Here is a 20,422-nt window from a genome sequence, read left to right on the forward strand (position 1 = left end):
ATTAATCCCTCAGCCATACTTGTTGGCTGCGCTGAACTTCATTAATACCCGTTCCGCAACTCACTGTTGATTCCAAAATATAGAAGGTTCGAGAATCAAGGTCTCCACGGTCAGTACACTCTAATGCCATTAGTTGGCAGTTAGCTGTCGCACTTTCGATAATCTGATCTTCAATAAACGTTCGTATGTCCCCGTTCAAATTTAATCGGGTTCCAGTACAAATAGCATCGACATTGTCGGTAGTTGGCGTCGGGTACATTACCGTCAACACATATTCATTTGCCGAATGACTCAACAACCAAGCCTGAGTGCCGAGGATTCCTCGATTTGTCGAGTCTCGGCTAGACCAGCTGGTCAAGTTTAAACTCGTCGCTAAATACCCAAGTACCAAAATTACAAAGAGAACGATGAGTAACATGCTGCCATATTGTTTTGACTTACGGGACATTAATCACCTGTATATCTTGATGATAGGTGGAAGACTCACCATTGTTCTCGAATGTAACATTGACATCAACCACCCCATTGTTCTGAACAGTCATTGGTGTATAAGTTAAGGTATTTCCCGTATTAGAGAGCCTATCCGTTACCGTTACGTCATTACGTGTAATCCGCTGACCATTAATACAATATGTCGATAGTTCACCATCAAAAATGAAATGTCGCTGACTGACCGAGTTACCAACAAGTTGTTGTGCGCCACTGACAAAGCTGTAGACATTATCGCCCACTAAAGTGGCGTCGCTGAGCAGAAAGCTGTTTTCCAAATCATCCAAATCGGTCGTCATCCGCGTTGGGTTTATGACTAAACGTGCAGTGGCTGCAGCACCGCTGACAGAATTTGTATTACTGACGATAAAATTAAGGTCCGCGCCTGAAACAGCATAGAAACCTGAGTCTAGAATTGGATAGAATGAGATACAGTTATTGCCATCGTCGTCAAACATATTCGGCACTGCATGACGGATTTCTCGTGACATTTTTTCGAGCACAAAAGATGCTTCGGTTTGCAGTCGATATCGCTCTACAGACCCAAAATAGCCAGTCACCCCAAGATTGGTAAAGCTCGCAACACCTAGCAGTAAAATACCGGTAATCACGATCGCTAGCACCATTTCAATTAAAGTAAACCCTCTCTCCGTCATTCGTACTCTCCTTTAAACGCTGTAAAGGTCACAGGAGTCTGACTACTAGCAGTAATGTTTAACGTGATTTGCTCCAAGTTATTAGCACCGCTCACTGCTTGAACATCAATCGCTAGTTGATAATTGTTATAGCTCGAGTCGAGATTATTAATAATGTTGTCCGCAGCGCTCACTAGCGTCATCAGATCAGTATCAACAGAGAGCATTTCAGTCATCACACTCTGCCCTAATGCAGATGTGCGCGTAAGGTAATGATAGTCGCCCGAATCGGCTAATTGAGGGGCAAGTAAGGAGGTAAAGGTCACCATCGCAACGCCTAAAATAATCGTTACGATCACGGACTCAAGTAAAGTAAATCCCATCATACGTTTCATCACGTACACCCCGCATCGTCTGGAAATACAAAACCTTCGGTATTGATGCACACCCAGACACTGCTCATGTTGTCTGAGGTTGATATCTGAATCGCGACATTGCCGTTAGCCAAAGAAGCACTGGTAGGGTTGCCGAGTAAATTAAATTCAGCTTGAAGATTGTTCGCTACAATTCTGAACTGGTAGTTGTCTGACAATATCACATCACTTCGTTGCTGCGCTTGGTTTAAGGGCAAATCACACGCTTGAACGGAACCTAAACAATTTGTCTGTGTTCCTGTGATGGTGTCAGTTCCTAAAATAAAATTTTGATTCGTATTGATGCCATTAAACTGCATACGATTGACTTGCACTAAGCGAACCACCGAGATGGTCTGATCTTGCAATGCATAGAGCTCGTAATCTTGACGACCAGAAAAGCGCGTAGCAGCAGTCACACTGACGATGGCAAGAAGCACAATAATGACCACCAACTCAGTTAGTGTGAAGCCTTGTTGAGATTGAGTAGGCTTGACTTCCATGGCATACCTAAGTGATTAATTTTGCTACTTAACCAGTATAAAAGAGAATAAACAAGAAAGGGAAGGTTTTGCGGGTCTTTAAGAAGGATTTAGAAATTGGTTTTCAATAGATAAAGAAAAGGCCAGCGAATGCTGGCCTTTAAAATAGCTTAACCTAAACTTAGTTACAGTTTGTAGCTACCACTGCTGCTGCCGCAGGAGTAGTTGTGTTTGGTGACTCAGTGTACGTAACATAACAACCCGTTGCTGCAATTTCTGCCGCTGTCAATGTTCCGTTTTCAAATGTAGCGAATAGTTGGCGTGAACCAGCCGTTGCACCTGAAACAGATGAACTCCAGTCAGCTTCTAGACCTATTACAGCATCAACAATACCATCAGTAGATGCTGTAGGGTAACCGTGAATTGTCATAATACCTTCAGAAGTACTTACCGCAGCAGTACTAGTTTCAATACCTTCAATTGCTGACTTACCGTAAACAATACCTGCTGCACCATCAATCGCGCCTTTTAGACCTTGCAATGAAGCCTGACGAGCATCGCCTTGCAGGTTCAAGAAACGAGGTGCTGCAGTGACTGCAAGAATACCTAGAATAACAATTACCACCACTAGTTCAATTAGGGTGAAACCGCCTTGTCTTTTCATAGTTTAACTCTCTCTATGTTTTAAATGCAGGATTACTGCAACGTTACGGTCACACGACCAGTTTCAATTTCATAAACAAACTGATGATTGCTGTTACCTTCTTGTTGCACATAAGTACAGGTTGAAGCGCCATTATCAGCTTGCGCAGAATACTTAATATTAGAATCCGAATCCGCTTCAGCTACCGTGCCTACTCGCGGCGGGTTCTGCAGCAAGTTTTCCATCAAGTCGATACACGCATCGTCATTTAGACTTGTTGGAAAGCTGCTATTATCGGTATTAATCCCGTATGGATAACCATCGCGGAAATCACCACCAGTTTGGTCCGAGCTTGTCAGCCAAAAATCGACACCGTCGTAATTAACGGTGTTACGCACTGTGGTGTTAATCGTAACAGATGGTCTAGCTTCTGCTTCCCACTGAGCACGTGCGGAAAGCACGCCTGTCGCATAACCACCCGCTACGCCTTCGATGCTGGCTTTTTTAGCTTCATCGGTTACATCCAGAAAACGAGGTAGCGCTGCGACAGCCAAAAGGCCGACGACGACGATTACGACAACTAGCTCTACTAAGGAAAAACCAGACTGTTTGTTAAACATAATAATCACTACTCACTTTTTAGTACACCATATTATACGGATATTAAATAATTGTGCTACCGCATGCATCGTCAAATTTTCAATTCGCCAAAAAACCGACTTTTGTAGAAAAAACGCGTTGAGTCAAAGATATAGATATAAATCGATTTTCACCGTACAAATAACGACATTGATAATCTGACACTGACATTTCACGATGAACATCTATAGGGATTTGTCCCAGTATTCGTTGTTCAGGGTATAAAGCATTAAGCCAATAACGGCAATCTACTTCGTTATCCTCATTGATAGGCTCCAGCCAACCTTGCTTAGAAAAATGCCGTACTTTTCCACCTAATTCGATTTGCGCTTTTTGTTCAGAGAGCAACCATTGCTGCTTGTAATAGCTTGCTCTCTCAACCATGCGTTTACTGGCTACCAAAAAAGCCGTGTCATTGGCTTCATGCTCAACATTTTGCCATGCAAGCATAAAGCTCATCAGTAATACCACAACCACTAATAGCCATATGACTAACCGAGATCGTTCTAAGTTAGTCAGCACACTAGCCTTTGATGGCATCGAGCATTCCCCACATTGGTAAGAAAATACCCAGCGCGAGAATTAATACCATACCCGCAACAATCACCAGCAAGATAGGCTCAATTCGTGCCGTCAAAGTTTTTAAATCATAGTCCACTTCGCGATCGTAAAAATCTGACACTTCTAAAAGTAACTCATCAATCCGACCAGTCTCTTCGCCAACGGTAATCATCTGAATAACCAGCGAGGTGAATACGCCACTATTGATGGCGGTGGAAGAGATAGTTCCCCCAGCCTCAATCGATGATTTCATCTCTAACAATCGATTTTCTAAAAACTTGTTCCCTAGTGCTTCAGCGGAGAGAGCTAAAGATTGGTTTAGTGGAACACCAGCTTTTAGCATAAGTGCAAACGTACGCGAAAAACGCGACAGCTGAGCTCGATTGACTAACTCTCCAACAACAGGCATCCGTAAACGAAACTTGTCCCACTTTTCGCGCCCATCAGCAGTATTAATCCAAGCCTTAAATGCAAACCCAGCACCAACCATTGCGGCTGCCATAGCAAGCCAGTAGTTAACAAAGAATTCGGACGTTGCCATCAGAATTCGTGTTGGTAAAGGAAGGTCGACCCCAAAACGGGCAAACATACTCGAAAATTGAGGGATCACTTTAACGTTCAGAACAAACATCGCAACCAAAATAAAACTGATCACGAACGTGGGGTATCGCATCGCCGTTTTGATCCGTTTGCGTGTTTCAACCTCTTGCTCATAGTAGTTGGCTAATTGCATCAGGGCTTCATCTAAGCGACCTGTATTTTCACCAACATGAATCATCGACACAAAAAGCGAGCTAAACACCTTAGGGTACATCTGCATAGAGGAAGACAGGCTTCGGCCATTAGTTAACTCTTGAGTCACATCCTCAAGCGCCTCTTGTAGCTGCTTATTAGCACTGTTTTGACTCAGTCCTTTCATCGAGCGAAGTAGCGGTACACCAGCTTTAGTTAAGCTGTATAACTGACGACAAAAAATCACCAATACTTCCAACGGAACTGATGGTGAAAAGAGCGTTTTTAGATCCAGATCTAATGCACTTTTCCCACCACCCGCCTTGATGCTAACCGGAATGATGCCTTTGTTCATGAGCTGCTCAATCACCGCATCTTCACTAGGTGCATCTATCTGCCCAGAGACAGATGAACCATCAGATTGTCGACCTTGATAACGAAAACTTGGCATAATCAGACCTAAATGTAGATAGGTTGCTCAAGGCCAGATGAGTCACCCTCACCTAAGCTCATGACTTCACTGAAACTCACAATTCCCTGTAAAGCAAGTTCCATCGCAGACGCGAGAAGTGGCTTATAGTTATCCGATTGACGAGCAACACGTGAAAAGCCAACCGCATCATTAGCACGCAACATGTCCATCATATCTTGCTCTAGTTCGAGCAATTCAAAAACACCCACTCGTCCACGGTAGCCTGTCAGATTACAGTTTTGGCAACCGCGCCCCTTAACGAACTGACTGCCTGCTTGATTCGGAAATCGCTGTGCTAACCACTGTTTACGTGCGTCATCCAGTTCTTCTTCAACCTTACAGTCAGGGCAGACCTTACGAACAAGACGCTGAGCAACAACCGCTCGGACAGCACTTGCCACTAAGTACCCTGGTGCGCCCATATCCATCATCCGCAGTGCGCTATCAACCGCGTCATTGGTGTGAAGCGTACTTAATACAAGGTGACCCGTAAGGGCTGCTCGCAGACCAATTTCTACAGTTTCTTGGTCACGCATCTCACCAACAAGAATGATATCGGGATCCTGACGTAAGAAAGTTCGTAGTACTGTTGAGAAATCAAGGTCAATCTTAGGGTTCACTTGCACCTGACTGATCCTCGGTAAGCGATACTCGACCGGATCTTCCGCGGTGATGATCTTTTTACCTGGCTCATTAAGTTCACTGAGTGCACCATACAAGGTCGTCGTTTTACCTGAACCTGTCGGCCCAGTAACCAAGATCATCCCATGTGGTCGACGCAGTTGACGGCGAAGACGTTCAAGAAGGTGGCTCGGAATACCCGATTCGTCTAGCTTTCTTACGCCAGAAGACTGGTTAAGCAGACGCATTACGACAGCCTCACCATGCTGGACTGGTAACGTCGACATACGAATATCAACAGACTGACCTTTCGCACGAATGTTGAAACGGCCATCTTGAGGTAAACGTTTCTCAGAAATATCTAAGTTTGCCATCAGCTTTAAGCGCAACACGAGAGCAGAAGCGATATTCACCTCGTTCAGCAGGGTCTCGTGAAGTACCCCATCAATACGTTGACGCAGTCGCAATACATTCGCATCTGGTTCGATGTGAATATCCGACGCTCCAACTTGGATCGCATCTTCAAACAGTGAGTTGATCAGTTTTACAACCGTCACCTCTTCACTGTCATCTCCTTCAATACTGAAATCGAAGGCCTCTGTCACTTGGTGCTCAGCTTGCAACTGCTCAGCAAACGAAGCGATCTCTTTAGTACGGCGGTAATAACGGTCGAAACCTTCCACCAATTGTTTTTCTGGTGCGATAACAAATTCAATGCCGTACTGACCAAGTTGAGCCAATAACGCTTCTTGAGCAAACAAGTCTGCTGGGTCGCTCATAGCAACACGTAAGGTGTCCATCTGACGACCAATCACCAAAGCACGCAAGCGACGAGCATGCACTTCAGGTAGCAACTGAACTGCATCTACATCGACATCTGCGCGACTTAAATCAATCAGTGGGATATCAAGTTGCTGAGACAAGAACGTCAGCATCTGGTGTTCACTTAGAAAGCCAAGATCGATCAACGCAGCGCCAAGTTTTAAACCTGTCGTTTTTTGTGAATTAAGAGCTTGCTCAACTTGCTGCTCAGTAATGATGCCTTCTTCAACTAACAAGTCACCAAGACGTTTTCTTAGCTTAATTTTCACTTGACTGTTCCTCTAAACTGCTGATAAGGGCTAATCGATCGCGAATAAACTGTTGAGATTGGCTTGATAAGCCTAACTTAGTGATCGCTTGTTGGTATGAGTTTTTTGCCGCACTTAAATCAAAAGCACGCTCTTGTTGAATAGCTAAGCCAAGCCACCAACGGCCACTCTCTGGTTCTTGCTCCACCAGAGCAGAGTAGCTTTGCAGAGCAAGATCGTCTTGTTTTGCTTTTTGCGCTAATGCAGCGCGCAGAGATAAATACTCTATCGATGCTGATTCGGGCATCGCACTCAGTACCGTTAGCGCCACTTCATTCTGCTTCTCTTTCATCAGCATTTTAGCGAGAGATACACGCAGTTCTGAATCATTTGAATTCAGCACAATCCCTTTTTGCAATGTATCTGCCGCTTTACGCACCTCACCTTTACCATAGTAAAGTGCAGATAATCTTTTTCGCACGTCGGTATTTGAAGGAGTGTAGCGCAGCGCTTCATTATAGCTGCTAAGTGCATCAGCCAGATTGTTACTATCGAGTGCTTTTCTAGCACGCTCTTGTGCTTTAAGTGATAACTGCTCAGGCGTAAGCTCCACTTGCTCAATAACGACCTCACCTTGTTTTGCTGCTACCTCTGGTGACTTAGGTGATGCTTTATGTGGTGTCTCAACTTTTGCCACAAGGACCGGCTTAGAAATATTAGGCGTAGATTGGACAACAGCAGGTTTTACCGCTTTCGCAGGTTCAATCGTTTGAGATACTTTTCGCAGAGTATTTGCTTGAAAGACTTGAGGCTCACTCGACAGGGTTTTACTTGTTGGAGACGTAACATCCACTTCATCGATAGCACTAATCTCAGGCGCTATTGGAGCCACAACGAGTGATGTTTCCGTCTGCGGCGCTTGTTGTGAAATCGCCCAACCGCCTACTGCAAGGCTTAATCCAAAGCTACCGACAACCCAAGGCAGAATCGCCCTCTGCTTTAACGGTTTTACGTCTGCTTTTACGAGCTCTTGCGCATTCATTGATTTGTCTTTCGCAAGTTGGGAAAGCGCACTGTTAATCGCACTCATTGCTTAACTCCACCCCCACAATTGCGGGCTCTTAAATTTGGGTTTACAGCTATCGTATGTGTCGTGAATGGCATCGAACAAGTGTGCGTTGGCCACTTTATTCACCTTCTGGCTGCACGCTAACACCAAGGCTTTGTGACAGATTTGGTTGATAAGCCTAGGATAACCTTTACTCGCTCGCCATATCGCTTTTTTCTGATGAAGCGAGAATAGACCTGCAAGAGAACCTGACCTTTCCAATCGATTATCGATGTAGGCAACCGCTTCATCTAACCTTAGCCCTCTCAGCTTCGCACTGAAGGTAATCCGTTGTCGAAACTGACGTAAATGGTGTTGTGCCAACCGTTCATCCAATTCTGGTTGTCCAAATAGCACTATTTGTAACAGCTTGGATTGCTCTGTCTCTAGATTACCGAACAGTCTGAGTACTTCTAATGCATCATCACTTAACGCTTGTGCTTCATCAACCAAAACAACGACTTGTTTACCTTGCTTAGTCAAATCAATGAGTTGCTGCTGTATATCGTCGACAAGCGAAGTCGGATCAATCGTTTCAATTCCAAGCTCTTTAGCAACGGCTACTCGTAACTGGTCACCATCTAATGCCGGGTTGGGCAGAAAAACCAATTGGATATGCGGCTTAAACAGCGTCACCATCACGCGACAAATCATGGTTTTCCCTGTGCCTACTTCACCCGTCACTTTGATCAAGCCTTCTCCCATTTCAAGGGCAGAGTTCACCGTTTGAATCGCTTCATAGTGAGGCGCTAACCCCAAAAACATGTCAGTGTTTGGGGTCAAATGAAATGGCAGCGCCTCTAATCCGAAGTGATCGAGATACATAACCGTTATTGCTCTTCTGGGAACCACTCTTGGAGGAGGTCACGTGAACGTTCTAACTCTTTTTGCCAAGTATTCACACCAACAACAGAAGGCTTAAGCAGAATAACTAGTTCTGTTTTTTGAGTCAGTTGCGTCGTATTTCGGAACAAATGTCCTAACGCAGGTACATCGCCTAAAAATGGAACTTTCGAGATCTGATCAATTGTATTGGATTTCATCAATCCACCAATCACAACCACATCACCATCTTGTGCGCGGATCACTGAATCCGACTCACGAATAGAACTGCGCGCTAAAGGCAGAGTAATGCTAGTCGCACCAAAACCGATCTCTTTAACTTGCTCATCGACATCAATGACGGCAGGGTGAACATGGAGTAATACATTACCTTGATCGTCAATCTGCGGTGTCACATCTAGAGAGATACCCGAGAAGAATGGCGTAAGTTCAACTTCAGGTGAAGGCTCAGAGTTGTCTCCGCTGCCAACCACACTGGATAGATCTGTAACGTAATATTCGTCCGTACCGACCTTAATCACCGCTTTTTGGTTGTTTGATGCCGTGACTCTTGGGCTAGACAGAACGTTTAGATCACCTTGAGTCGCCATAAAGCTCAATACTGCTTCAAAACTTCCATCAGAAATTGTCACGTTGGTTTGTCCACCAAGTAAATTCCCGATTTGATCTAGTCCCGGTAGACCTGTCGCCGCAGAGCCCAGTCTCTCGATCACAACATCGCCATTGCCAAAAGACATATTTGACCAGTTGATGCCCTGTTGGTAGCCATCACTCAGTGTCACTTCCAATATCTTTGCTTCTAAGATGACCTGACGATGCATACGTTCTTGAGAAGTGCCTAAGAAGTCACGTACTTCTCGTATTTCATCAGGGAACGCTCGAACCGTGATAACACCAGCTTGTGCGGTAGCAACAACACTTTGACCGTTACCAGAACCAATTAACTGAGAAATAGCGGTTTCCAGCTGCGGCCAAAAATCACTTTCACTTGTCGTTTCAATTTCAGTACCACCTTTGGCTGTACTGCTAGAGCTCGATGAAGAACTTGATGAAGATGAATCAGATGACGAGCTTGATGACCCGCTGTCTGTGTTTGTAATTGTCCCAGTTGAAATAGAAGTTAGAGAGCGCCCAACACGCTTAAATTGGAGGTAATCAACAGGGATCGTCACTGTACGAAGACCAGCAGGGTAAACCTGAATCACATTGCCTGTTTTGGTGATGTCATAGCCGTACATATCTTGTACAACCGATAGCACTTCATCTAGCGATACGTCCGTTAGGTTAACAGTAATCTCACCACCGACATTAGGATGAATCGCCGCGCTAAATTCTGTTCCCTTGACCAAGCTAGCAAAGAAAGCCTTAGCATCAACCTTGTTGGCTTTAATCCTGAATCGTTTGATGGTTTGGTTCGACGATAAATCTGTCCCATCAAGTTCTGGCATCAGATCCGCTTCAACAGACGCAGGCAATGTTTCTAAACTACGGCTATTGCTCTCATTAATCGCTTGATTAAGTGCACTTTTCGCTTCAACAGGATCTCTATGCCCCATTGAACAGCCTGCTAATAATGATGTAATCGTGATTGCTATTGCGAGTTTACGCATATGATTCCACTGACCTTAATTCTTTATATCCAGAGAGAAGAGCTCTAATTTCCACTGTTTGCCACCTCTTGTTAAGGTGACAACTTCTGGCTCAATTCTACTTACTCGATAACCGCTGACACTTTCGCCTGCGACAACAACTTTTCCACTCAAAATGGCGCGACACTGATTAGCATCAACGCAGACGATACTTTGTAAACTAGGAACAGAATATCTCACCACTTTAGGTGCAGTCTGACTCTGTTTTGGCTTTTGCCAACCTAACGGTGCAGTAGGATCTTGAGAAGCCCATGCACTGACAGATAAACAAGCCAAAAGCGTAACTAATCCAAATTTAGCCACCAATAAACTCCCGTCTTGTACCTAATGTATACACTTCCAATACCAAACGCGCTTTAGGGTGCTCTTCTACTGCGTATTGAAAATTTCGCCAGTAGTATTTCACAGGCAAACTTTCTAGTGTTTCTAAATACTTAACGATATCAAAGTAGTTTCCAGTTACTTCGAGTCGAACTGGATGTACGTAATAGCTAGAGAGAGACTTATTATCTTTATCACCCACAATTGGCTCTGCAGGTTTCGATACAAGTGACACTAAATGAAGCCCTCTCGAGCCTGCTAATACTTCTTCAAGCAATTGTGCCATCTGACTAGGTGCAATTAAGTTTTCGACAATTTCAGCCAATTGTTGAGAAAGATCCTGACTTTCCGTCATTAACCGCTTGTACTCTAAATTCAGCTCCTGATCAGGATCTTTCTTAAGCTTAGCGGTCATTACCAGAATGTCGGACTCTAGACGCTGTGCACCTAACTTGGTATTCGTAATTTGACTTGAAAGTGATTGAGTACTTTTCATGGCAGGTTCAACGGCTAAAGTAAACAGACCAAGTATTACCAACACGAACCCACAAAGCGTAATCATCCACTTTTCACGAGCGCTCATTTGAGTGAATTTATCGCTCCACTGCTGCCAATGGTTTTGCATCATTCTCCCTCTCGTTTTGTTTTGAGTTCGAACGTAATAACATCGTCATCGTTACGGCCGATTTGTAGCGTTTCAAAACTGCGCCCTACAAGGTTAATTTCGTTCTTAAACTGATTTACCCAATTTGGAATTGACTTAGCTTCCCTTGCCAATCCCTTGAGGTCAAGGGTCGTTGCATTGATTGAAATTGCGCTCAGTGATATGTCATTACGCCCTAGTTCAGCAAGCGAACGCATGATGCCTGAATAACCCATTTGCTGAGAGTCATCGAATTCACCAACTGCATTGAGTGAATTTTTCTTGGCTTCTATCTCAAGTTTAAGCCTTGCGACAGCAGCAACTTTCGCTGGGGTTTGCTTATGCTTACCTAGCCTCTCTGATAGGCTTGCGACTTGCTGCTTAAACTCCGCTTCTTGCGCTTTAAGCAACTGAAGCTGCTGTTCCAATTGGTTTTGCTGATAATGAAAATAGCCAGCGCTCACCAATAATAGCGCCGTCACTGCGCCCCACCCTGCCACGACATTTTTTAGAACAAAATAATCAGCTTTAGGCTTAAGGTCTGCAGGAAAAAGGTTAATTTGAGGATTGTCTAATTCCCCAACACTCCTTGCCAGTACCGCACCAGACTCTTCACTACTTTGAGATAATGCAGCGACTTTAACACTGAGTCTTTCACCCAATGCTTGGACAATTTCTTGCTGCTCTTCTTCATCACAACAGATCTGCATTTGATGAAGTGACGCCCCGCGTAACTGAGAAGATAAATAGTCAATAGAACGCTGCAGCTCTAAGGCAATACCGTCCAGTTGAAGAACACTACTTGCAACCCCAGTCAATGGTGGAGTCACGCCACGAATCATACGTTGGAAAGCACACTGTTTTTGAACAAAAGCACAAATTCTAAATTGGCCCTGCTTACTGCGCTGCAATAATAAAAAGCTCTCAGCTTCAGCACTTTGTCCCCAAACCTCATCCTCAACGAGTACTCGACCCAACTCCACATTGATCTTATTCAATGCGTCATACAGTCCAGTTATCAATGCGCGCGAAACCACATAAACCTGACGCTTACTGCCCATTGGTAATGGTGAGGAGTCGGCAATGATGTCTGTCACTCGTTCGCTAATTATGTCTTTGATGAGGAATGGCAATGCGCTAGCAAGTTCTTCATCAGGGATATTCGGCTGTTCTATTTGATAGGTCTGATAAAGGTTTGAAGGTAAAACCACATCCAACTTAATATCAGCAACACTATTGTCACGTAGCGCCTTGATGAGTACCTCTTGCCAGGCCACATTTTCAAACTGAATTTTTTGCGGCAGCTCAATACCCGGCAACGATGAAAAAAACAACGCAGTCGGCTGCACAACCACACATACCTGCGTGGCCGTCTGCTTACTGTGTTTAAATTTACCGATCAGTGATTGAATATTCATGTCATTCTTTTAATTTTTGCGCCATCGATTTCTACGACCAACCTGAACTTTATTAGGTATTTTTACCTCAACGTTCGCCTTAATCGTCTCTGGCGTTGGTATCAACTGCTTTTCTGCTTCTAGGTAACGGCCTTGAACGCCGTGCACCCCTAATTCAATGCTAGTTTTGTATTCTTGCTTTGTTCCAACGCCCACAGCAATAACTTGTGTGTCAGTGTCAGCACATGCGCCAATTAAACTCCGAACAAATAGTTGGTTTTCATGACGCTGCTCGATTTTTTTCACTAAGCTGCGATGAAGCTTTAAATAGTGAATGGGTAGCTCTTTCAAATAGTGGGTACTTACAATAGAGCGTCCAGCTTGACCCACTGCGACTTGTCCACCTAAGCCAACAATCATTTTGATCACTGGCCGCATGTAATCTAGGTGTTTTACGACTCTTGCCTCCGAAAACTCGAAAATTAACCGAGCACGTAACTCTGAAGGCAACTGAAGCAGTTCATCCCTAAACCATTTGAAATATTCTCGATCTGCAAAAGGTATCACATGCAGATTAATAGAGTAACTCTTTGAGCTATCAAGATCTTTTAAATAACGACCAATCGCCGTAATTGAGGATTTATCAAGCACCGATTCATAACCAACCGACTCAATGGCCGAATGAAAACGAGAGGCTTTTATGACCCCTTTTTCCGGATCATTAATTCGAGCAAATAGTTCATAATGATCAAACTGCTTACTATGTTGCTTGTCTAGTAGATAGCAAGACTGAGAGAAGATGTAGAGTTGGTCCGGCTTTAAAGCCATATCAAACAATGTACGCCAACGAACACTGCCTCTCTCATCGTCATTAGTATGATGCTTTTGAAAACGGCTCCAAGTATTATTTCGCTGTAGTTGCGCGCTTTTCAGGGCAGTTTCAGCTTCATCGATAATACGAGTAGCACTCTCACCCTCGTGATACATACTGACACCAATATGTACCCAATCATCATAAGAGAGAGGCTGAGGTGGTGATAATTTAGTGAGCTGTTTCAAACACTGATTAGCAATGTTTGAAATCTCTTTGCTTGATAAATGCGGTGCAAAGATCGCAAAGTCAGAACTATAGTAACGCGACAAAATAACATCAGGGTAACGTTGAATAACGTTGGTCAATCCTTCACCAACTTCAATCAAAAACTCATTCGCGACTTGCTTGCCTTGCTCTTCTTCTACATGATCCCAGTCATCGATGCGCAATAGCATCACCCCGCCACGAGAACCATGTTCTGATAAAGCCGATTCGAGCTTACTATCAAACAAAACACGATTAGCGGTTCCGGTCAGTTTGTCCATGAATGTCTGGGTTCGAATGAAGGTATCAAAACGACTGCGCTCTTGACGAGCGTCTTGCAACTCTTCAATTAAGCGATCAAGCGCTTCACTGGCCGTATAAGGCCATTCTCGAAGATCGCCTTTGGCATGCTCTTCAACTCGACCAGCCAAAATCATTCGTCCACGCTCTTCAAGCAGTTCAGAACCATAGAGTTGCTCTTTTAGCCACTTAAGCCCTTGCATTAAACAAAAGACAATTAACCCTACCGCTAGAGTAATCGACCACAGTGCCTGCATCGAGTAGCCATAACCAATGTATGGGGGGACGGCTTTGAAGCGAATACGATACCCATCGTTGCGTTCAAGGGTGTATTCAGCATCATGTAAAAGAGCTTCATCTATTTTGGACGAAGTATCTTTAAAACGATAAATCACCCCATAAGACGATAATAATTCCATCTCCACAATGTTAGATGCTTGCAACATTTTAGGCATCCAGCGCTGAAGAGAATAAGCAGCGTCAGGATCTTCCATCTCTCTATCCACGACATCGACAATGCCTTTTAGAGAGTGGTCTAAGTACTCTTGTCCTAAACGTTTGAACGATAATGTGCCTCCTAAGAACAAGATAAACATAGCGCTAATGACGATGACAGTCACAAACGCTACTAATCGAGTACTTAGTTTTAAGGTAGGGGTATACCTCATCAGTGAAAAATCCTTTTTCAATAAAAGACATCATTCTTATCGGGATGGTAACCCATATATAATGAGTTTACTATCGTTTAACAATGGACTTACGTAAGAAGTACATTGCTTCACTTCATAATATAAAAAAGCCGCGACATGCGCGGCTTTTTTCCAATAACAGACACTTAGAATGGGATGTCGTCATCAAAATCCATCGGTGGCTCATTGTATTGAGGCTGAGCTTGCTGAGGTTGAGACTGAGGCTTCTGCTGCGCTGGTTGATGTTGCATCGGCTGTTGAGGCTGACCCCAACCACCTTGCTGAGGCTGAGATTGACCCATACCTTGTGCTGGAGCACCACCTTGGGCACGGCCACCTAGCATTTGCATAACACCGTTAAAGCCTTGAACAACCACTTCTGTTGTGTAGCGATCTTGACCGTTTTGGTCTTGCCATTTACGAGTTTGTAGTTGGCCTTCAACATACACTTGAGAACCTTTACGTAGGTACTCACCCGCAACTTCTGCAAGCTTGCCAAACAGAGCAACACGGTGCCACTCAGTTTTTTCACGCTGCTCACCCGTTGCTTTATCACGCCATGATTCAGACGTTGCGATAGTGATATTTGCCACAGCACCGCCATTTGGCATGTAACGTATCTCAGGGTCAGAACCCAGATTTCCGACTAAAATAACTTTGTTAACTCCACGGCTAGCCATGTTTCACTCCGTCCAAAATTGATGTTGATGTAGAAATAGCGCGCTAGGATAACACGCTTTGCGCTTGGTACAAATGTCTCTACCAACAATGTCCTTTCATCACAACTTTCAATATTATACAAAATGTAATTTTGGAGACTACTCAACTGATAACCAATCTGAGTAATAGGTTAATTACCGTTTGCTATGAAATAAAACGCAAACACCACACCTAGATTCGCACTTAAAACCCTTATGCTTCATTGTGCATAAACACAACAAAACGTCAGATAGCAAAAGGAATTGAAAATGGCTAAAAACAGTTATAGCAGAACCATTTACTTTTTATGTGAAGATGTCAGCGCAGACTATCCAACTATCAACCAACTTGAGCAACAGATAGGCCAACCTATCCCACGCATTATTCCTCAAGACTTACTGCTCGCACTGCAGCAGCATAAACATCGTATTTTAATGATAGACCATCAAGATTATCTCAACATTAAAAGCCAAATTCGTGAATTGCCGCTGGCTGATAAGTCGTTTGAAACTATCATTTTCAATCTCTCTCACCGCTTAACAACCGATGAAGTCCTCTCCTTTGGTCACTTAAAGGGGCTGTTTTATCAAGAAGAGACCATCGATGTGATAGCCAAAGGGTGCGAAGCGATCATCAATGGAGAAAACTGGTTACCAAGAAAAGTGGTTGCTCAGCTGCTATTCCACTATCGAAACATGGTTGAAACTCAAACGACACCCGCGACTGTCGACCTCACCACTCGTGAGATTCAGATCTTGCGTTTTTTAATGACAGGGGCATCCAACATACAAATAGCAGATGATATGTTTATCAGTGAGTTTACGGTCAAGTCCCATTTGCAGAAGATATTCAAAAAGCTATGTGTAAAGAACCGCGTGCAAGCCGCCGCATGGGCCAAGCAACACATGCAGCCATTGTCTTAATTGTTTAACACACCTTAACTTTTTAAACGGAATATTGGCGTATTCATTATCTATTCACACAAACCATGATATTGTTGCGCCAATTCTATGAGAAATAAAAATTTAAAGGGTTTAACTATGATCAAGAAGTGTCTGTTCCCTGCCGCTGGCTACGGTACACGTTTTCTACCTGCAACTAAATCGATGCCAAAAGAGATGATGCCAGTGGTAAACAAACCACTGATCGAATATGGCGTTGAAGAAGCGATCCATGCAGGTATGACCGGTATGTGTATTGTGACTGGCCGTGGCAAACACTCAATCATGGACCACTTTGATAAAAACTACGAACTAGAACATCAAATCAGCGGAACCAATAAAGAAGATCTGTTGGTTGATATCCGTGACATCATTGACTCAGCAAACTTTACCTATATCCGCCAACGTGAAATGAAAGGTTTAGGTCATGCCATTCTAACCGGTAAAGAGCTGATCGGTGACGAACCTTTCGCTGTTGTGCTTGCCGACGACCTTTGTGTCAATGAGCAAGAAGGCGTTCTCGAACAGATGGTGGCGCTATTTAAGCAATTCCGCTGTTCAATTGTTGCGGTACAAGAAGTACCCGAAGATGAAACACACAAATACGGCGTTATCTCAGGAGAGATGATCAAAGACGATATTTTCCGTGTTGATGATATGGTAGAGAAACCAGAACCGGGCACAGCGCCAAGCAACCTTGCAATCATCGGTCGCTACATTCTGACTCCAGACATTTTCGAGTTAATCGAAAATACCGAACCTGGTAAAGGTGGTGAAATCCAGATTACCGATGCGCTACTAAAACAAGCCAAAGCGGGCTGTGTATTAGCTTATAAATTTAAAGGTCAACGTTTTGACTGCGGTAGCGTTGAAGGCTATATCGAAGCAACTAACTACTGCTTTGAGAACCTCTACTTAAAAGACACTAAGAAATCTGAACTGGGTAAACAAAAAACAACCAAAGAGAACGCATAACGCGAACTGATTTAACCGTATATCCCCAAGGCGACTTATTCTAGTCGCCTTTTTTGTTACTGTTTTTTTATCCAGTATTTATTTGCACATTTCTCACACTATGTAATACTTAGCCAACTTATTTTTGCATAGAGTGATAAGAATGGATCAGATCGAAGTTCGTGGTGCTCGCACCCATAACCTGAAGAATATCAACCTAACCATCCCTAGGGATAAGCTGATTGTAATCACTGGTTTATCGGGTTCAGGTAAATCTTCTCTCGCCTTTGATACACTCTACGCGGAAGGCCAGCGTCGATATGTAGAATCGCTGTCTGCCTACGCACGCCAATTCTTATCCTTAATGGAAAAGCCAGATGTCGACCATATTGAAGGCCTCTCTCCTGCTATCTCTATCGAGCAAAAATCGACCTCTCATAACCCACGTTCAACTGTCGGTACCATCACTGAAGTCTACGATTACTTACGACTGCTGTATGCGCGTGTCGGTGAGCCTCGTTGTCCAGATCATCATGTCCCATTAGCTGCTCAGACTATATCTCAGATGGTCGACAAGGTACTTGAACTTCCCGAAGGCTCAAAAATGATGCTGTTGGCACCTATTGTAAAAGAACGCAAAGGTGAACATGTTAAAACACTTGAGAATCTTGCAGCACAAGGGTTTATTCGCGCACGAATCGATGGCGAAACCTGTGATCTTTCCGATCCACCGACGTTAGAGCTTCACAAAAAGCACACTATTGAGGTCGTCGTTGATCGCTTTAAAGTACGCAGCGATCTTCAACAACGTTTAGCCGAATCCTTTGAAACGGTGCTTGAACTCTCCGGTGGTATTGCCGTAGTCGCTCCAATGAATGGAGATGGTGAAGAGATCATTTTCTCAGCTAACTTTGCTTGCCCTCAATGTGGATACAGCATGCAGGAGTTGGAACCTCGTCTATTTTCATTCAACAATCCAGCAGGAGCTTGCCACACTTGTGATGGGCTAGGCGTTCAACAATATTTTGATCCAGATAGAGTCATCGTTGATGATTCATTAAGCCTAGCGGAAGGGGCAATTCGAGGATGGGATCAAAAGAACTACTACTACTTTCAGATGCTTTCTTCACTGGCCGAGCATTATGGTTTTGATCTACATGCGCCATTTAACTCGTTACCTAAGAAAACGCGCGATATCATTCTAACCGGTTCAGGTCGCACAGAAGTCGAGTTTAAATACATCAATGACCGCGGTGATATCCGTGTTAAGCGCCACCCATTTGAAGGAATACTTAACACCCTTGAACGTCGCTACCGCGATACCGAATCTAACTCCGTTCGTGAAGATCTCGCCAAGTATATATCGACCAAGACCTGTTCGAGCTGTGATGGTAGCCGCTTACGCTTGGAGGCCAGAAATGTATTTATTGGCGATACCACGCTGCCCGAAATTGTTGAGCTTAGCATCGCCGATGCACTGAGCTTCTTCGAGTCACTGAACCTTGAAGGGCAACGCGGGCAGATTGCTGAGAAGGTGATGAAGGAGATCAACGACCGATTACAGTTCCTCGTCAACGTTGGTCTCAACTACTTAAATCTTTCACGCAGTGCTGAAACACTGTCAGGTGGTGAAGCGCAGCGTATTCGCCTAGCTAGTCAAATCGGAGCAGGCTTAGTGGGTGTAATGTACGTCCTTGATGAACCTTCCATTGGTTTGCACCAGCGAGACAACGAACGCCTGTTAAAAACACTGACTCACCTGCGAGATCTAGGCAATACAGTACTGGTTGTAGAACATGATGAAGATGCGATTCGCATAGCTGACCATGTGATTGATATCGGCCCTGGCGCTGGCGTGCATGGCGGTAATGTTGTCGCAGAAGGGACAATGGAAGAGATCGTCGCCAATCCAAACTCTCTGACTGGTCAGTACCTCAGCGGTAAAAAAGAAATCGCGATACCAGAGAATCGTACACCAATCGACAAGAAAAAGGTCGTTGAGCTTATTGGGGCTACCGGCAACAACTTGAAAGATGTGTCATTGAAAATTCCAGTCGGCTTATTTAGCTGTATTACTGGTGTGTCGGGTTCAGGTAAATCAACACTAATCAATGATACGTTCTTCAAAATTGCTCACACGCAACTCAACGGCGCCACAACCGCAACCCCTGCACCCTATAAAAAAATCAACGGTCTAGAGCACTTTGATAAAGTCATTGATATCGACCAGAGCCCTATTGGTCGTACTCCACGCTCAAACCCTGCTACTTACACAGGAATATTCACGCCAATTCGTGAACTGTTTGCAGGCACACAAGAGTCTCGCTCTCGAGGTTACAAACCAGGGCGCTTTAGCTTCAACGTACGCGGTGGACGCTGTGAAGCGTGTCAGGGAGATGGTGTTATCAAAGTAGAGATGCACTTCCTGCCAGACGTCTATGTTCCTTGTGATGTGTGTAAAGGTAAACGCTACAACCGTGAAACGTTAGAAGTTCATTACAAAGGGAAAACCATTGATGAAGTGCTCGAGTTAACCGTAGAAGATGCTCGCGAGTTCTTTGACCCAGTACCTGTTATTGCGCGTAAACTTCAGACGTTGATGGATGTGGGTCTCTCTTATATCCGACTTGGTCAAGCAGCAACAACGCTTTCCGGCGGCGAGGCTCAACGCGTGAAACTTGCTCGTGAACTGTCAAAACGTGATACAGGGAAAACGCTCTATATTCTCGATGAGCCCACAACCGGTCTTCACTTCCATGATATTCAACAACTGTTAACCGTGCTTCATCGCCTACGCGACCATGGTAATACTGTTGTTGTGATAGAGCACAACCTAGATGTCATTAAGACGGCCGACTGGATTGTCGATTTAGGGCCAGAAGGAGGACAAGGTGGCGGTGAAATTATTGCAACAGGTACACCTGAAGATGTGGCTCTAGTCGAAGGCTCACATACTGCTCGGTTCCTCAAGCCTATGTTAAAATAGCAATTAATTGTAAGATAAACAGACCAGAGAAGCGTATCTCTGGTCTGTTTTTTTAAG

The 20,422-nt window shown here is 44.2% G+C and carries 20 protein-coding genes; 3 read left to right on the top strand and 17 right to left on the bottom strand.

Features of this window, described 5'->3' with window-relative positions; translation table 11 throughout:
- Position 1 precedes the first annotated feature (1 nt).
- From F0231_RS14450 to F0231_RS14530, 17 genes are all read right to left on the bottom strand, one after another.
- Entirely contained in the window at positions 2-448 is a 447-nt protein-coding gene (locus F0231_RS14450) for an MSHA biogenesis protein MshP (protein ID WP_171760403.1), read from the bottom strand.
- On the bottom strand, positions 438-1,145 hold the full coding sequence (locus F0231_RS14455; protein ID WP_171760404.1) for a prepilin-type N-terminal cleavage/methylation domain-containing protein: 708 nt from the start codon (positions 1,143-1,145) through the stop codon (positions 438-440). The genes F0231_RS14450 and F0231_RS14455 overlap by 11 nt, the downstream gene beginning before the upstream one ends.
- Positions 1,142-1,519: a type II secretion system protein gene (locus F0231_RS14460; protein WP_171760405.1), complete on the bottom strand. Its 378-nt coding sequence runs from the start codon at positions 1,517-1,519 to the stop codon at positions 1,142-1,144. The genes F0231_RS14455 and F0231_RS14460 overlap by 4 nt, the downstream gene beginning before the upstream one ends.
- Positions 1,519-2,040 (bottom strand): Tfp pilus assembly protein FimT/FimU, encoded by a 522-nt coding sequence (locus F0231_RS14465; RefSeq protein ID WP_171760406.1) that lies wholly within the window; start codon positions 2,038-2,040, stop codon positions 1,519-1,521. Before F0231_RS14465 ends, F0231_RS14460 begins: the two co-directional genes overlap by 1 nt.
- Positions 2,041-2,200: 160 nt before the next feature.
- Complete coding sequence (locus F0231_RS14470; protein ID WP_171760407.1) at positions 2,201-2,683, bottom strand: prepilin-type N-terminal cleavage/methylation domain-containing protein; 483 nt, start codon at positions 2,681-2,683, stop codon at positions 2,201-2,203.
- A gap of 32 nt (positions 2,684-2,715) precedes the next feature.
- On the bottom strand, positions 2,716-3,282 hold the full coding sequence (locus F0231_RS14475) for a prepilin-type N-terminal cleavage/methylation domain-containing protein (RefSeq protein WP_171760408.1): 567 nt from the start codon (positions 3,280-3,282) through the stop codon (positions 2,716-2,718).
- Between the two features lie 79 nt (positions 3,283-3,361).
- Positions 3,362-3,751, bottom strand: coding sequence for an MSHA biogenesis protein MshF (locus F0231_RS14480; protein ID WP_253825805.1), 390 nt, complete (start codon positions 3,749-3,751; stop codon positions 3,362-3,364).
- 73 nt (positions 3,752-3,824) lie between these two features.
- Positions 3,825-5,045 (bottom strand): type II secretion system F family protein, encoded by a 1,221-nt coding sequence (locus F0231_RS14485; RefSeq protein WP_171760410.1) that lies wholly within the window; start codon positions 5,043-5,045, stop codon positions 3,825-3,827.
- An 8-nt stretch (positions 5,046-5,053) separates the two neighbouring features.
- Positions 5,054-6,778 (bottom strand): ATPase, T2SS/T4P/T4SS family, encoded by a 1,725-nt coding sequence (locus F0231_RS14490; RefSeq protein WP_171760411.1) that lies wholly within the window; start codon positions 6,776-6,778, stop codon positions 5,054-5,056.
- Positions 6,768-7,847, bottom strand: a complete 1,080-nt coding sequence (locus F0231_RS14495) for a lipopolysaccharide assembly protein LapB (RefSeq protein ID WP_171760412.1) — start codon at positions 7,845-7,847, stop codon at positions 6,768-6,770. The genes F0231_RS14490 and F0231_RS14495 overlap by 11 nt, the downstream gene beginning before the upstream one ends.
- Positions 7,848-7,850: 3 nt before the next feature.
- Positions 7,851-8,690: an ExeA family protein gene (locus tag F0231_RS14500; protein ID WP_171760413.1), complete on the bottom strand. Its 840-nt coding sequence runs from the start codon at positions 8,688-8,690 to the stop codon at positions 7,851-7,853.
- A 5-nt stretch (positions 8,691-8,695) separates the two neighbouring features.
- On the bottom strand, positions 8,696-10,318 hold the full coding sequence (gene mshL / locus F0231_RS14505; protein WP_171760414.1) for a pilus (MSHA type) biogenesis protein MshL: 1,623 nt from the start codon (positions 10,316-10,318) through the stop codon (positions 8,696-8,698).
- Between the two features lie 15 nt (positions 10,319-10,333).
- A complete protein-coding gene (locus F0231_RS14510; RefSeq protein ID WP_171760415.1) occupies positions 10,334-10,660 on the bottom strand; it encodes an MSHA biogenesis protein MshK in 327 nt (108 codons plus the stop codon).
- Positions 10,653-11,303: a type II secretion system protein GspM gene (gene gspM, locus F0231_RS14515; RefSeq protein WP_171760456.1), complete on the bottom strand. Its 651-nt coding sequence runs from the start codon at positions 11,301-11,303 to the stop codon at positions 10,653-10,655. Before gspM ends, F0231_RS14510 begins: the two co-directional genes overlap by 8 nt.
- Positions 11,303-12,739 (bottom strand): MSHA biogenesis protein MshI, encoded by a 1,437-nt coding sequence (locus F0231_RS14520; protein WP_171760416.1) that lies wholly within the window; start codon positions 12,737-12,739, stop codon positions 11,303-11,305. The genes gspM and F0231_RS14520 overlap by 1 nt, the downstream gene beginning before the upstream one ends.
- A 9-nt stretch (positions 12,740-12,748) precedes the next feature.
- A complete protein-coding gene (gene csrD / locus F0231_RS14525) occupies positions 12,749-14,764 on the bottom strand; it encodes an RNase E specificity factor CsrD (RefSeq protein ID WP_171760417.1) in 2,016 nt (671 codons plus the stop codon).
- 167 nt (positions 14,765-14,931) lie between these two features.
- Positions 14,932-15,465, bottom strand: coding sequence for a single-stranded DNA-binding protein (locus F0231_RS14530; protein ID WP_171760418.1), 534 nt, complete (start codon positions 15,463-15,465; stop codon positions 14,932-14,934).
- 288 nt (positions 15,466-15,753) lie between these two features.
- Between F0231_RS14530 and F0231_RS14535 the strand changes: the two genes are divergently transcribed.
- The 3 genes from F0231_RS14535 to uvrA all read left to right on the top strand — a co-directional run bounded on the left by F0231_RS14535 (position 15,754) and on the right by uvrA (position 20,365).
- Positions 15,754-16,407, top strand: a complete 654-nt coding sequence (locus tag F0231_RS14535) for a response regulator transcription factor (protein WP_171760419.1) — start codon at positions 15,754-15,756, stop codon at positions 16,405-16,407.
- 117 nt (positions 16,408-16,524) lie between these two features.
- The gene (galU, locus tag F0231_RS14540; protein WP_171760420.1) at positions 16,525-17,400 is read left to right on the top strand and encodes a UTP--glucose-1-phosphate uridylyltransferase GalU; all 876 of its coding nucleotides are present in this window, start codon (positions 16,525-16,527) and stop codon (positions 17,398-17,400) included.
- A gap of 142 nt (positions 17,401-17,542) precedes the next feature.
- On the top strand, positions 17,543-20,365 hold the full coding sequence (uvrA, locus tag F0231_RS14545; protein ID WP_171760421.1) for an excinuclease ABC subunit UvrA: 2,823 nt from the start codon (positions 17,543-17,545) through the stop codon (positions 20,363-20,365).
- Positions 20,366-20,422: the final 57 nt, after the last annotated feature.

Source organism: Vibrio sp. RE86, from assembly GCF_013114545.1.
GTDB lineage: Bacteria > Pseudomonadota > Gammaproteobacteria > Enterobacterales > Vibrionaceae > Vibrio.

What these genes read in the sequence shown, in the direction of transcription:
- F0231_RS14450 (WP_171760403.1), bottom strand. Translation starts at nt 448, where the DNA reads ATGTCCCGTAAGTCAAAACAATATGGCAGCATGTTACTCATCGTTCTC.
- F0231_RS14455 (WP_171760404.1), bottom strand. Translation starts at nt 1,145, where the DNA reads ATGACGGAGAGAGGGTTTACTTTAATTGAAATGGTGCTAGCGATCGTG.
- F0231_RS14460 (WP_171760405.1), bottom strand. Translation starts at nt 1,519, where the DNA reads ATGAAACGTATGATGGGATTTACTTTACTTGAGTCCGTGATCGTAACG.
- F0231_RS14465 (WP_171760406.1), bottom strand. Translation starts at nt 2,040, where the DNA reads ATGGAAGTCAAGCCTACTCAATCTCAACAAGGCTTCACACTAACTGAG.
- F0231_RS14470 (WP_171760407.1), bottom strand. Translation starts at nt 2,683, where the DNA reads ATGAAAAGACAAGGCGGTTTCACCCTAATTGAACTAGTGGTGGTAATT.
- F0231_RS14475 (WP_171760408.1), bottom strand. Translation starts at nt 3,282, where the DNA reads ATGTTTAACAAACAGTCTGGTTTTTCCTTAGTAGAGCTAGTTGTCGTA.
- F0231_RS14480 (WP_253825805.1), bottom strand. Translation starts at nt 3,751, where the DNA reads ATGCTTGCATGGCAAAATGTTGAGCATGAAGCCAATGACACGGCTTTT.
- F0231_RS14485 (WP_171760410.1), bottom strand. Translation starts at nt 5,045, where the DNA reads ATGCCAAGTTTTCGTTATCAAGGTCGACAATCTGATGGTTCATCTGTC.
- F0231_RS14495 (WP_171760412.1), bottom strand. Translation starts at nt 7,847, where the DNA reads ATGAGTGCGATTAACAGTGCGCTTTCCCAACTTGCGAAAGACAAATCA.
- F0231_RS14500 (WP_171760413.1), bottom strand. Translation starts at nt 8,690, where the DNA reads ATGTATCTCGATCACTTCGGATTAGAGGCGCTGCCATTTCATTTGACC.
- mshL (WP_171760414.1), bottom strand. Translation starts at nt 10,318, where the DNA reads ATGCGTAAACTCGCAATAGCAATCACGATTACATCATTATTAGCAGGC.
- gspM (WP_171760456.1), bottom strand. Translation starts at nt 11,303, where the DNA reads ATGCAAAACCATTGGCAGCAGTGGAGCGATAAATTCACTCAAATGAGC.
- F0231_RS14520 (WP_171760416.1), bottom strand. Translation starts at nt 12,739, where the DNA reads ATGAATATTCAATCACTGATCGGTAAATTTAAACACAGTAAGCAGACG.
- csrD (WP_171760417.1), bottom strand. Translation starts at nt 14,764, where the DNA reads ATGAGGTATACCCCTACCTTAAAACTAAGTACTCGATTAGTAGCGTTT.
- F0231_RS14530 (WP_171760418.1), bottom strand. Translation starts at nt 15,465, where the DNA reads ATGGCTAGCCGTGGAGTTAACAAAGTTATTTTAGTCGGAAATCTGGGT.
- F0231_RS14535 (WP_171760419.1), top strand. Translation starts at nt 15,754, where the DNA reads ATGGCTAAAAACAGTTATAGCAGAACCATTTACTTTTTATGTGAAGAT.
- galU (WP_171760420.1), top strand. Translation starts at nt 16,525, where the DNA reads ATGATCAAGAAGTGTCTGTTCCCTGCCGCTGGCTACGGTACACGTTTT.
- uvrA (WP_171760421.1), top strand. Translation starts at nt 17,543, where the DNA reads ATGGATCAGATCGAAGTTCGTGGTGCTCGCACCCATAACCTGAAGAAT.